Genomic DNA, 12,124 nt, shown 5'->3' with positions numbered 1-12,124 from the left:
GAACGATGAACCCATTACGCAGAGACTAAGAATGTCTGCTTGTACTCAGCCAGGGCTTCTTTGAGCAGGTTTTCGGCGTCTTCGGTGAGGACTTTCTTATCCTTGATAATCTCACCAAACTGTGGCTTGCTGGTTTTCAAGTAGTCCCGCAGCCCCTTGGTAAAGGCGGTGACTTTCTCTACCTCAATGTCATCTAAGTAGCCATTGATTCCCGCGTATACCAGCGCGACTTGTTCATAGACGGCTAAGGGGGAGTATTGGGGTTGCTTGAGCAGTTCCCGTAACCGTACCCCCCGTGACAATTGGTCTTGAGTGGCTTTGTCTAAGTCTGAGGCAAACTGGGCGAAGGCTTGCAAGTCATCAAACTGTGCCAAGTCCAGTTTCAGTTTACCTGCCACTTTTTTAATGGCTTTGGTTTGAGCGGCAGAACCAACCCGTGATACCGAAATCCCAGGGTTAATCGCCGGACGTAGACCGGAGTTAAATAAGTCAGCCGATAGGAAGATCTGACCGTCAGTGATTGAAATCACGTTGGTGGGAATATAGGCGGATACGTCACCGGCTTGGGTTTCAATAATTGGCAGTGCGGTCATACTGCCGCCACCTAAGTCATCATTCAGTTTGGCTGCCCGTTCTAACAAGCGGGAGTGGAGATAGAATACATCCCCAGGATAGGCTTCCCGACCTGGTGGGCGACGCAGCAGCAGGGACATCTGGCGATAGGCTTGAGCTTGCTTGGACAGGTCATCGTAGATAACCAGCGTCGCTTTGCCCTTATACATAAAGTATTCGGCAATCGAGGCTCCCGTATAGGGTGCCAGATATTGCAGTGTGGCGGGGTCACTGGCGTTAGCGGCAACGATCACGGTGTAATCTAATGCCCCTCTCTCTTCCAGGGCATCGACAACCTGAACCACGGTGGATGCCTTTTGACCCACGGCGACGTAGACACAGATAACGTCTTCTTCTTTCTGGTTGAGAATCGTATCGATCGCGATCGCGGTTTTTCCGGTTTGGCGATCGCCAATAATTAACTCCCGTTGTCCCCGTCCCACGGGAATCATCGCGTCAATCGCGGTAATTCCGGTTTGCAGGGGTTCATAAACAGAACGCCGTGCAATAATACCGGGTGCCGAGGATTCAATCAGACGAGATTCTCCGCTTTGAATCTCTCCCTTGCCATCAATGGGTCGTGCTAAGGCATCGACAACCCGACCAATGAGTGCTTCACCCACGGGAACCTGAGCGATTTTTCCGGTAGCCTTTACAGAACTCCCTTCCTGGATGTCGAGCCCTTCACCCATGAGTACGACACCGACATTATCTTCTTCCAAATTCAGGGCAATGCCCACTGTACCATCTTCAAACTCGACCAGTTCCCCAGCCATGCACTGGTCTAAACCATAGACCCGGGCAATGCCATCACCGACTTGCAGGACGGTACCCACGTTAGAGACTTTGACCTCTTGGTCGTATTGTTCGATTTGCTGACGAATAATGCTGCTAATTTCGTCGGGTCTAATGCTTACCATTCAACTAATCCCTCTACTTTTTTTGTCCTTTGTCCTTTGTCCTACTCGCTCCCGAAAAGAAGCAAGCCACGTCATGTTCAGAAACCATCAACCATGAACCAGGAACGATGACCATTAAGTCGAACGACTCAAGCTCACACCAATACGACGCAGTTGTCCACGCAGACTGGCATCAACCACTTGAGACTCCACTTTAATAATCACACCACCGAGTAAATCGGCGTCAATTTGGGTATCTAGTTCTACATCTTGGGCATTGGTCATGCTGAGAACTTTCTGGCGCACCGCCTGCTTTTGGTCGTCATTGAGTTCAACGGCGGAGACGACTTCAGCTAAAACCGTCTGTTTTAACTCCCGCAAGAGTGCTTGATACTGCTTGCAAATTTCTCCCATAAACAGAATGCGCCGCCGCTCCACGAGAATCTTTAAAAAATTCACCATGTAGGGGTGAATTTGATCACCACTGATTTGTTGTAAGACGGCTTTTTTGTCCTCGGCTTTGATAATCGGATTGTCTAAAAATTGCTGCAATTCCTCTGATTCTTTCAAAGTATCCAGCAAAGCCGCAACGTCTTCACCGAATTTATCCACGAGGTTATGTTCTTGAGCCACAGACATCAACGCTTCTGCATAAGGCTCAACGACCTCAGCACTAAATGAACTTCCTTTCATGATTATCTGGCTCCTACTCGCTCGATGCTGCGGTCAACTAAGGTATGCTGTGCCGATTCGTCTAACTGACTTTTGAGTTGCGACTCGACACGCTCCATTGCTAGGGCGACCACTTGTTGGCGAAGTTGTGCGATCGCACGTTCCCGTTCTGAGTTTAAATCCTGAACGGCTGACGCTTTCATCCGTTCCACATCTTTAGCCGACGCTGCCAAAATTGATTCTCTAGCGACGTTGGCATTTTCTTCTGCCTTTGCCCGAATCTTTTCAGCTTCCGCTTGCGCTTGTGCCAGCTTTTGCTGGGCATCCGCTAAGGCGGCGGCGGCGTCTTTCTTCTGCTTTTCGGCATCGCTAATGGCGTCTTCAATACTGGAACGTCGCTCCGATAGGGTATTCCCTAAAAATGATCGCCCAAAGTAAATCAGTACCCCGATAATAATCACCAAATTAATCACATTGGTTTCTAAAATATCGAGGTTGAGACCCAAGCCTCTTTCGGCGGTAGCTAACATTGAAAAACTACCCATAATAGCCATATACACCTGCTTTAATTGAAAACTGCTATGCGGCTTTACCGCTAACGCTGGTTAACGTTTAAACGGGCTGGAATTTTTGTCCGGCGTTATTTTTGATCACACCACAGACAAAAGACTAGGGGTCAAACTCTCGCAAACCCCTGCTTCGCTACCCGGATAAAGCCGACATTACTTAACCAACTCTGGTCCAACAAGTTTTTCCAGAATCTGACGCGAAAGCGAATCCACTTCTTGTTCTAAGGATGTCATCGCTTCAGCTTTTTGTTGGTCAATTTCTTTTTGGGCTTGCTCTCGTTGTGCCTGGGCTTCCGCTTGAGCTTGAGCCATTTTATCAGCCGCTATTTTCTGAGCATCAGCTTGAGCAGCGGCAATCGTTGCTTGTGACTTGCGACGAGTTTCTGCTAGTTCTTGCTCATACTGTTTCGCCAGATTCTGAGCTTTTTCTAAGCGTTCCCGTGCTTCTAATCGGTTCTGGCGGATGTAGTCATCCCGTCCATCAATGGCGTTACTGAGTGGCTTATAAAAAACCGCATTCAATATCACCACCAAAATTAAAAATTGCAATGCCATCAGAGGTAGGGTGGCATCAAAATCAAATAACCCTCCTTCGGCTGCCTCTTCTGCTGCTTCAACAGCTAGTAAAATTGTCCAATGTATCATGATGTTTTGGTAATCCCACAGCGCACAAACAAAATTGTTAGCTTTTTAGTTGGGATGGGATAGCGTTTTAGATTTCAATAGTCCTCCAGATCAATAGCATCCAGACCTCCGTCATTGGGGTCTGAATGCTCTTGTGGCATCAAGGGTTACGAGAAGGGGTTGGCGAATAATAAGACGAGAGCAACCACCAAACCGTAAATTGTCAGCGCTTCCATGAATGCCAAACTCAGGAGTAAAGTTCCCCGAATTTTTCCTTCAGCTTCAGGCTGACGAGCAATCCCTTCTACAGCTTGTCCCGCCGCATTTCCTTGACCGATTCCTGGACCGATTGCCGCTAAACCAACAGCTAAAGCAGCAGCAATAACAGATGCAGCAGAAATTAATGGGTCCATGATATTTTCCTCGCTTTTGACTTTTTGACTAAATAACAAACAAACGTGCGTGAAACGCTTACCCTAAAACAATTCGCTAGACACAGCCGAATTTTTTGATTGTTCACAAGACGGAAGTGGCAAATCTTAATCACTAGCCTCAAATCGCTAATGATGGTCTTCCATCGCCTCCCCAATATAAGCCGCTGCTAGGGTAGCAAAGATCAGCGCCTGAATCGCACTGGTAAATAAACCCAATGCCATCACCGGGAGAGGTACGAACAGCGGCACCAACAGCACCAATACTGCCACCACCAGTTCATCTGCCAAAATGTTGCCAAACAGACGGAAACTGAGGGAGAGAGGTTTGGTAAAATCTTCCAGAACCTTAAACGGCAGCAGGATGGGAGTTGGTTGGGCATAACCAGCAAAATACCCCAAGCCTTTCTTGCTCAGACCCGCGTAAAAATACGCTAAGGAGGTCAGCAGCGCAAACGCCACTGTAGTATTAATATCACTGGTTGGTGCCGCTAATTCACCTTCGGGTAGCTCAATCAGCTTCCAGGGAACAAGTGCCCCAGACCAATTTGCCACAAAAATGAACAAAAATAACGTCCCCACAAAGGGCACCCAGGGACGATATTCTTTTTCCCCGATTTGATTTTTGGCTAAATCCCGCAAAAATTCCAGGGCATACTCCATAAAATTTTGGAGACCACTAGGAATGCGCTGAATGTTTCGGGTAGCAGCAATCGAGGCAATAATCAGAATGGCAATCACGACCCAGGAGGTAATAAACACCTGACCATGAACCTTCAAATTACCAATATGCCAGTACAGATGCTGACCAACTTCTAATTCAGCAAGGGGGAAAGCATTATAGAACGCCAAACCATCTATGATTTCCATCCGGAGATTTCCCCAGCTATCTTCTATCCTTTGGTTGAAACGACTACACAGAGCGGATTAGCAATTGTCCATCGAACAATTGCTGAGTCTGTTTCCTGCTTCATCCAAAGGAATTGCCTCCTTTGTCCACAGGCGTTAAGTTCGGGTGTAGCCTACCCTACTGTTTGGATGCGTTGGCTGCCCTGACCATGGGAACTTACTTCGACGTAGGCAACAAGGTGCTTTGCAGCATATAAGCGATAAGCGCAGCTTTATACGTCAGAAATCCTAAAAATATGGGCAGAATGCGTAAACTCTGCCATTGACTGGCAACGACTAATAGCCCAATCAATAAAGCTAACCGAGTTGAACTCGGACGCCTCTTTTGGACACCTAACCGCTCAACGTCTTTCGCCAACATTCTCAAGTAAACCACACCAACACACGCCCCGATCAAATAATTCAAGGCGATGTTGAGTGAGTAGAAAATCCAGACAGAGACAAAAATCACCCCTGTCATTACCAGAGTGACCGCCAACAACGTTTGTTTAAGTTGGTAGTACTCTTGCATTGAGGAACTTTCAGGGGAAGTCTGAGAACTCCCTGGTGGACTTTCCTCCAGTGTGGGCTTAGGTTGTACAGAGTTGTCTGACAAGTTCACAGGCAGCAGCAAACGCTAGTCCATCAAAATTGGCTGGATCGCATCTAGCCATAGGCGATCATACCACGCCAAAGTAACAATACTTAAAGTATTTTTAATCGTTATTAGTCATTTGTCATTTGTCCTTCGTCATTCGTCCTTCGTAAAGTCGGGGCGGGTTTAGTTACATCTGGGTGCAACCAAAAAGATAGTAGTGAAACCCGCCCCTACACAATCTTCCCCATCTTCCCCTGCTCCCAGACGTGCCATGGCACGTCTCTACATTGCTCCCCCTGCTCCCTCAGCTCCCCGTTCCCCTTTCCCTACAATAGATGTAGACCTTTCAGGATTCAAAACGTAATGCCAAAGCTCGCCTACCTAGACTGTCAGAGTGGAATTGCTGGTGATATGTGCTTAGGGGCACTCGTGGCAGCAGGAGTGCCGTTAGAGTATTTAAGTGAAAAGTTAAAAGGGTTGGGAATTGACCATGAATATCGGTTAGAGTCAGAACCAGTCCACCGTCAAGGTCAATTAGCCACTAAAGTCCATGTGAATTTGCTCACTCAAGCCCATCACCATGATCACGCTGAACCGTCAGACCATGAGCATAGCCGACACCTGGCAGATATTGAACACCTGATTACAACGGCTGGATTACCCTCACAAGTCGTGGATTGGAGTTTGGCAATCTTCCGCAACTTAGCAGAGGCAGAAGGGGCTGTTCACGGGATGGCACCCGAAACCGTCCATTTCCATGAAGTGGGCGCTACAGATGCCTTAGTGGATATTGTTGGCACTTGTTTAGGGTTGGATTGGTTAGGTATTGACCGACTCTACTGTTCTCCCTTACCCACAGGAGGCGGTACAGTACAAGCTGCCCATGGTCGATTGCCTGTTCCTGTTCCTGCTGTTTTAAAATTGTGGGAATCTCGGCAAGTCCCTATTTATAGTAACGGCATCGATCGCGAATTGGTCACGCCCACTGGTGCAGCTATTGCTGTCACCCTTGCCACCCAATTTGGACTCCCTCCAGCTATGATTCTGCACAAGATTGGTCATGGCGCGGGAACCAGTGAGTTAGCGATTCCGAATATCCTGCGACTCTGGATTGGAGAAGCGTCAGAGTTTGGTATTCAGCTTCAGGGACGAGATCCGGTTACTCTCATCAATGATTACCCTTGCCAAGAAACTGTTTGTGTGATAGAAACCCAAATTGATGACTTAAATCCCCAAGTGATTGGTTATGTTTTCGAGGTGCTATTCAATGCTGGGGCGTTGGATGTATTTACCCAAGCGATTGGTATGAAAAAATCTCGTCCTGGGATATTACTCACGGTGATCTGCCCACCGGAAAAATTAACCGTTTGTGAAGATATTTTATTTAGGGAAACCACAACTCTGGGTATTCGCCACTTTACCCAGCAACGCACAATTCTGCAACGGGAAATTCAGCGAGTTGAGACAAAATATGGCAAAGTGCGGGTAAAAGTTGCCAGTCGCGCTTCAGGAGTTCAAAACGCTATCGCTAATGTCCAACCGGAATATGAAGACTGTGCCGCGATCGCACGAGACTATAATTTATCCTGGCGGGAGGTGCATCAACTAGCACTTGATGCCTGGTATCGTGCCAATAATCCACAATTGCCTTGATCATACCGAGTTGCGCTCTTTCCATAGTAGATAGGAAGATCTGGGGGAGCTGGGGGAGCTGAGGAAGAAGAAATTACATTGAGAGCTTATCCGATTAACACCCCTGGTTGTTCGGCGCTGGTTTATTAGGATAACATTATGAAAATTGTTTCCATCAAAATCAATAATTACCGCCTTTTTGAGTCCCTAGAAATTAAGGATATTCCAGGGTTTTGTGTCATGATCGGAGCCAACGGCACAGGCAAATCTACCCTGTTTGATATTTTTGGTTTTCTTCGGGATGCCCTCAAAAATAACATTCGCCAAGCCCTCCAAGTTAGAGGTGGGTTTAATGAAGTCATCACTAGAGGCAAAGAACAAGAAGACATCGAAATAGAATTGAAATTTCGCATGAAGATTGTGGAAACAGAACGCCTCGTCACTTATGTGCTAATCGTTGGACAAGAAAAAAAACGCCCTGTAATCAAACGAGAAATATTACGCTACAAACGCGGCGAATACGGTTCCCCTTATCACTTCCTTGACTTCCAAAAAGGCAAAGGCTACGCCATCATCAACGAAGAAAACTTTGACCAAACCGAAGAAAACCTAAAACGAGAAGAACAACAATTAGAATCCCCCGATATTCTAGCCATCAAAGGCTTAGGGCAATTTCAACGCTTTAAAGCCGCCAGTGCTTTTCGCTCCCTAATCGAAAATTGGCATGTATCCGACTTTCATATTAGCGATGCGAGAGGGAGTAAAGATGCGCTCTACGCCGAACACCTCTCTCCCACCGGAGACAACCTAGCCATAGTTGCCCAATATATTTATCAAGACTATCCCGAAATATTTAAGCAAATTCTAGAAAAAATGCGCGATCGGGTTCCGGGTATTTCCCAAGTAGAAGCCAAAAACACCGCAGACGGTAGATTAATCCTGCGTTTTCAAGACCAAGCATTCAAAGATCCCTTTATTGATCGCTATGTCTCCGACGGCACGATGAAAATGTTTGCCTACCTAATTTTACTCTTTGACCCCAAACCTCACCCTTTACTTTGTGTCGAAGAACCCGAAAACCAACTTTACCCCACCTTACTTCAAGCACTCGCCGAAGAATTTGCCAGCTATAGCGATCGCGGTGGTCAAGTTTTTATTTCTACCCATTCCCCCGACTTCTTGAACGCAGTTCCCCTAAACAGTATTTTTGGGCTGATCAAAGAACAAGGCATAAGCAAAGTATACAAAGCCAGCGATGACCAAACAATCAAAGCCTTAGTTGAAGCTGGAGACTTACCTGGCTATTTATGGAATCAAGGTTGGTTTAAAGGAGTTGCCCCCTGATGAGCTACAACATTATTTTTTTAAAGGAATCCAAAAAATTTTAGCGAGAGTCAGTTATGACCCAGAGTGAACAGGAGTTAGAGAAAAATCTAATCCAATCGATATCTTACTGTGCTGTGTACTGTAGAATAGGGGAGGTGTGAACTGTAGTTAATTGTTGGGTTCGGCAAGAATTATGGCAGAGTATCAAAAGATCGAATATCGCATCGGCAAAGATGGCAAAATCACTGAAACCGTCATCGGTGCTACCGGATCAAGTTGTACCGAAACCACCAAAGGGATTGAAGCGGATCTCGGAGACGTAGAAAGCCAAGAATTGCTGCCAGAATACTATGAAGGTGACGAAACCATAACTACAGATCAAACCACGAGCCTAAATCAATATTAACAGGAGTGGTAACATGGCTCATGATCCTAACCTCTTGGGGCTTGGTTTACTGCTGTGGTTTATCTTCACCACTTTCCTTATTAGTCGCTTTGGTCCCAAAAAAAGACCTGAAAACCATTCAGCCTCAGTTTCAGTTGCTGACTCCACTCAAATCGAGGAATTAGAGGCACAATGTCAGCGGCTGCGCTATGAACTCGAAGCGCGATCGCAGCAACTATCCACAGACATCCAAGATACCACCTTTGAACAACTACGCCCCCTATTGACCAATTATCCCACCGCTTGCCGGATGATTGAAGAACGCCCGGATTTACCAGCTAAAAATTTAGTCGCACTCTTTACTCCATTAGAAAATCTGATTCAGAATTGGGGATATGAACCCATTGGTCAACCTTGGGAACAGGTTCCTTATAATTCCCAACTGCACCAACCTGATGTTGACGATATCACAGAAGGAGAACTGGTTTATATTCGATTTGTTGGTTATCGAGATCATGATCGAATACTTTGTCCCGCTAAAGTAAGTCGTAACCTACCGAGGGGAGTGTCACATTAATGAGTGTGTAGGGGCGGGTTTAGGGACTTTGTTTCGCTGTTAATGATAACTTTTGTGCAAAACCCGCCCTGACTACCTTTTGATTGCGATAACTATTTAACAAATGACAAATGACAAATGACAAATACAGTTGCAATTGACTTCGGTACAAGCAACACAGTTGTCAGTATACTTGAAGCCGATACCAATAGTCCTAAAACCCTCCGACTCGGTTCACTCTGTCGCCTCTTTAAAACGAACTCAAGTGAGCCAGATATCCCCGTTATTCCTACCTTAGTTTTTATCAAAGACAATAACCAAATACTTCTGGGAGAACAAGTTCGTTCCCAGCGCTTAGGACAATCTCAACCGACTCGCTTTTTCAAAGGCTTTAAACGAGATCTAGCGGCTGATTTTCAACCGCCTCCACGTATAATTAATGGTGAAGCCTACACCGCTGAATCGGTTTCCGAACAATTTATCCAATCTATCTGGCAGCAACTCAAAGCGCAAAAAATTAACCCCTCTCAGCTTATTTTAACTGTACCTGTGGGCGCATTCGAGCGCTATTTAGATTGGTTTCGCGAGGTGGCACGTCGCCTAGATGTGGAACAAATTAAACTGGTGGATGAATCCACAGCAGCGGCGTTAGGCTATGCAGTACAGCGTCCCAGTTCCTTAGTATTAGTGGTAGATTTTGGTGGTGGAACGCTTGATTTAAGTTTAGTTCGCACTGCACCCTTCGGCTTCGCTCACGGTCAACCCCAATTGGATGCAGCCAAGCGCGATCGCGAAACGGTATTACGGGCAGAAGTGTTAGCAAAATCCGATGCTTATGTTGGCGGTGAAGATGTGGATAGTTGGATTGTTGAAGACTATTTGCATCAGCAAGGATGGTCAAGGGAAGAGATTGGTGAGGTGGGGTGGCAGAATTTATTAGAGTTAGCTGAACGATTAAAGATTCGCTTATCAAATACTCAAGAGGCGAAGGAAAGTTGGTTAGATGAGGAGACATTTACCTCATACAACTTGCAACTAGATCGGGATAAGTTAGAAGAGATTCTGGAAAATCGCCAGTTTTTGGAACAGTTGCGGGAAGCGTTGGATGAAGTTTTGATGATTGCCCTAGGGAAAGGAATTAGTAAGAGTGATATTGAACAGGTGTTGTTAGTGGGAGGGAGTTGTTTAATTCCCGCTGTCCAGCAGTTGATTCGGTCTTATTTTGGCAAGACAAAGGTTAAGTTAGATAAGCCCTTTGAAGCCGTGGCATACGGGGCGTTAGCGTTAAATCAAGTGGCGAGTGTGGATGATTATTTGCGCCACAGTTATGCCATTCGCTTATGGGAACCGTATGCTAAAAGTTATTCCTATTTCACATTATTTGAAAAAGGGATGCAATATCCCTGTGAACGGGGAGAACCGTTAACGTTACAAGTCGCCCTGGAAGGACAACGGGAAATTTGTTTAGATATAGGCGAAGTGGCAGAAATGGCACAAGCTGAAGTGACCTATGATAGCTTAGGACGGATGACCAGTAGTCAGTTATCCAAGCAAGCGGCGTATCGTTCCTTGGATAGCGATCGCGAACAGGTTTGTGTGGCACATTTAGATCCACCGGGACAGGTGGGAGTTGACCGAATTTCAGTTCAATTTGAGGTAGATGAACGGCGGGTGTTAGTGGCGACAGTCAAGGATTTACAGACGGGAAAACTGTTAGTTGAAAAAGGCGCGATCGCGAAATTACAATAGGACGTTTCTTGGTATAATGTATAATACTAAATCCCGGTTAACTACCGCCCTCATAACCCAGACTACAGCGTGGCGGAAATACTGTAGGGGCGGGTTTAGGGACTAAATTCGGCTATTCACCAATAAATAAACAACAAAACCCGCCCTACCTTACAAATAACGTAGCTTGCTTCTCGCGAAGCGAGTATGACAAATGACGAATGACAAATGACGAATGACGAATGACAAATGACGAATGACGAATGACGAATGACTAAAGTCAGTTATTGGTATAACGGTAAACTTATTCTAGGCGATCGCATCGAACTCGCCATCAATGATCCGGGTTTGATTTACGGCGCGACAACCTTTACCACCCTGCGTGTTTACCACCACTCCCTCGCCCACCCTTTAACCCATTGGGACGCCCATTGTGCGCGTTTAAGTCACAGTTTACAGGTGTTTGGCTGGCAATTCCCCGACTGGGAACGTATCCGCTACGGTGCAGAACAATTACTCCCCTCGTTTCCGGTGCTGAGAATTGTGGTTTTCCCGGATGGGCGAGAATGGATTACGGGGCGTCCTCTCCCTGCTGATTTGAGTGAACGCCAACAGCAGGGAATCATCGCTTGGTTAGCTGAAGTGTCACATTTACGCCGTTCTTTACCCACCTATAAAACGGGGAATTATTTGGGCGGATGGCTGGCGCTGCAAACGGCACAACAACTCGGCGCTCAGGAGGCTATATTAGTTGATGATCAGGGGAATTGGTTGGAAACGAGTACGGGGAATCTGTGGGGCGCTAAAGACGGCTGCTGGTGGACACCACCGATTGATGTGGGGATATTACCGGGAGTGGCGCGATCGCATCTAATTCATTGTCTCGAACAACAAGGATTAAAAATTTGCCAAGTTCCCTGGAATCAGAAATTAGTGCAGGAGTTTGACGCGATCGCTTATACCAATAGTGTGATGGAAATCATCCCGATTCATACCGTTATTACGGCAGATCAACGGTTTGAGTATCGTTCCTGTGCTGGGGGTTTAGCACCGTTGCAGCGTTTATTTGGGGAGTATCAAAAATAATTACAGCCTCTCATTATACCACATCAAGAGGAAATTTGCGAATTACCCCAGTTTACCAAGAACCAACTTCGCCAAATAGTCTGATAGACGTTAACATTAGTTAATATAATCAGCCGAT

The 12,124-nt window shown here is 46.3% G+C and carries 13 protein-coding genes; 6 read left to right on the top strand and 7 right to left on the bottom strand.

Annotated features, from left to right (window positions below; translation table 11 throughout):
- Positions 1-14 precede the first annotated feature (14 nt).
- The 7 genes from atpA to MC7420_RS17845 form a co-directional block, all read right to left on the bottom strand.
- A complete protein-coding gene (gene atpA, locus MC7420_RS17875) occupies positions 15-1,532 on the bottom strand; it encodes a F0F1 ATP synthase subunit alpha (RefSeq protein ID WP_006102004.1) in 1,518 nt (505 codons plus the stop codon).
- 114 nt (positions 1,533-1,646) lie between these two features.
- The gene (gene atpH, locus MC7420_RS17870; RefSeq protein WP_006102020.1) at positions 1,647-2,204 is read right to left on the bottom strand and encodes an ATP synthase F1 subunit delta; all 558 of its coding nucleotides are present in this window, start codon (positions 2,202-2,204) and stop codon (positions 1,647-1,649) included.
- A gap of 2 nt (positions 2,205-2,206) precedes the next feature.
- Positions 2,207-2,728 (bottom strand): F0F1 ATP synthase subunit B, encoded by a 522-nt coding sequence (locus MC7420_RS17865; RefSeq protein ID WP_044207913.1) that lies wholly within the window; start codon positions 2,726-2,728, stop codon positions 2,207-2,209.
- 177 nt (positions 2,729-2,905) lie between these two features.
- Positions 2,906-3,397, bottom strand: a complete 492-nt coding sequence (locus MC7420_RS17860; protein ID WP_006102101.1) for a F0F1 ATP synthase subunit B' — start codon at positions 3,395-3,397, stop codon at positions 2,906-2,908.
- A 146-nt stretch (positions 3,398-3,543) separates the two neighbouring features.
- Positions 3,544-3,789 (bottom strand): ATP synthase F0 subunit C, encoded by a 246-nt coding sequence (atpE, locus tag MC7420_RS17855; RefSeq protein WP_006102085.1) that lies wholly within the window; start codon positions 3,787-3,789, stop codon positions 3,544-3,546.
- A gap of 147 nt (positions 3,790-3,936) precedes the next feature.
- The gene (gene atpB, locus MC7420_RS17850) at positions 3,937-4,677 is read right to left on the bottom strand and encodes a F0F1 ATP synthase subunit A (protein ID WP_006102037.1); all 741 of its coding nucleotides are present in this window, start codon (positions 4,675-4,677) and stop codon (positions 3,937-3,939) included.
- Between the two features lie 196 nt (positions 4,678-4,873).
- Positions 4,874-5,227, bottom strand: coding sequence for an ATP synthase subunit I (locus tag MC7420_RS17845; protein ID WP_006101893.1), 354 nt, complete (start codon positions 5,225-5,227; stop codon positions 4,874-4,876).
- A gap of 429 nt (positions 5,228-5,656) precedes the next feature.
- Between MC7420_RS17845 and larC the strand changes: the two genes are divergently transcribed.
- The 6 genes from larC (at position 5,657) to MC7420_RS17815 (ending at position 12,006) form a co-directional block, all read left to right on the top strand.
- Positions 5,657-6,946, top strand: a complete 1,290-nt coding sequence (larC, locus tag MC7420_RS17840; RefSeq protein WP_044207910.1) for a nickel pincer cofactor biosynthesis protein LarC — start codon at positions 5,657-5,659, stop codon at positions 6,944-6,946.
- Positions 6,947-7,084: 138 nt separating this feature from the next.
- Positions 7,085-8,269, top strand: a complete 1,185-nt coding sequence (locus MC7420_RS17835; RefSeq protein ID WP_006101990.1) for an AAA family ATPase — start codon at positions 7,085-7,087, stop codon at positions 8,267-8,269.
- A 175-nt stretch (positions 8,270-8,444) separates the two neighbouring features.
- The gene (locus MC7420_RS17830) at positions 8,445-8,657 is read left to right on the top strand and encodes a DUF2997 domain-containing protein (RefSeq protein ID WP_044207907.1); all 213 of its coding nucleotides are present in this window, start codon (positions 8,445-8,447) and stop codon (positions 8,655-8,657) included.
- Positions 8,658-8,670: 13 nt separating this feature from the next.
- Positions 8,671-9,213, top strand: coding sequence for a nucleotide exchange factor GrpE (locus MC7420_RS17825; RefSeq protein ID WP_006101868.1), 543 nt, complete (start codon positions 8,671-8,673; stop codon positions 9,211-9,213).
- A gap of 117 nt (positions 9,214-9,330) precedes the next feature.
- Positions 9,331-10,941, top strand: coding sequence for an Hsp70 family protein (locus MC7420_RS17820; protein ID WP_006102064.1), 1,611 nt, complete (start codon positions 9,331-9,333; stop codon positions 10,939-10,941).
- A gap of 249 nt (positions 10,942-11,190) precedes the next feature.
- The gene (locus MC7420_RS17815) at positions 11,191-12,006 is read left to right on the top strand and encodes an aminotransferase class IV (RefSeq protein ID WP_006102081.1); all 816 of its coding nucleotides are present in this window, start codon (positions 11,191-11,193) and stop codon (positions 12,004-12,006) included.
- Positions 12,007-12,124 lie beyond the last annotated feature (118 nt).

Source organism: Coleofasciculus chthonoplastes PCC 7420 (assembly GCF_000155555.1).
Lineage (GTDB): Bacteria > Cyanobacteriota > Cyanobacteriia > Cyanobacteriales > Coleofasciculaceae > Coleofasciculus > Coleofasciculus chthonoplastes_A.
Note: the sequence above shows the minus strand (reverse complement) of the source record. Positions and strands in the feature narration are given on the sequence as shown.

What these genes read in the sequence shown, in the direction of transcription:
- atpA (WP_006102004.1), bottom strand. Translation starts at nt 1,532, where the DNA reads ATGGTAAGCATTAGACCCGACGAAATTAGCAGCATTATTCGTCAGCAA.
- atpH (WP_006102020.1), bottom strand. Translation starts at nt 2,204, where the DNA reads ATGAAAGGAAGTTCATTTAGTGCTGAGGTCGTTGAGCCTTATGCAGAA.
- MC7420_RS17865 (WP_044207913.1), bottom strand. Translation starts at nt 2,728, where the DNA reads ATGGGTAGTTTTTCAATGTTAGCTACCGCCGAAAGAGGCTTGGGTCTC.
- MC7420_RS17860 (WP_006102101.1), bottom strand. Translation starts at nt 3,397, where the DNA reads ATGATACATTGGACAATTTTACTAGCTGTTGAAGCAGCAGAAGAGGCA.
- atpE (WP_006102085.1), bottom strand. Translation starts at nt 3,789, where the DNA reads ATGGACCCATTAATTTCTGCTGCATCTGTTATTGCTGCTGCTTTAGCT.
- atpB (WP_006102037.1), bottom strand. Translation starts at nt 4,677, where the DNA reads ATGGAAATCATAGATGGTTTGGCGTTCTATAATGCTTTCCCCCTTGCT.
- MC7420_RS17845 (WP_006101893.1), bottom strand. Translation starts at nt 5,227, where the DNA reads ATGCAAGAGTACTACCAACTTAAACAAACGTTGTTGGCGGTCACTCTG.
- larC (WP_044207910.1), top strand. Translation starts at nt 5,657, where the DNA reads ATGCCAAAGCTCGCCTACCTAGACTGTCAGAGTGGAATTGCTGGTGAT.
- MC7420_RS17835 (WP_006101990.1), top strand. Translation starts at nt 7,085, where the DNA reads ATGAAAATTGTTTCCATCAAAATCAATAATTACCGCCTTTTTGAGTCC.
- MC7420_RS17830 (WP_044207907.1), top strand. Translation starts at nt 8,445, where the DNA reads ATGGCAGAGTATCAAAAGATCGAATATCGCATCGGCAAAGATGGCAAA.
- MC7420_RS17825 (WP_006101868.1), top strand. Translation starts at nt 8,671, where the DNA reads ATGGCTCATGATCCTAACCTCTTGGGGCTTGGTTTACTGCTGTGGTTT.
- MC7420_RS17820 (WP_006102064.1), top strand. Translation starts at nt 9,331, where the DNA reads ATGACAAATACAGTTGCAATTGACTTCGGTACAAGCAACACAGTTGTC.
- MC7420_RS17815 (WP_006102081.1), top strand. Translation starts at nt 11,191, where the DNA reads ATGACTAAAGTCAGTTATTGGTATAACGGTAAACTTATTCTAGGCGAT.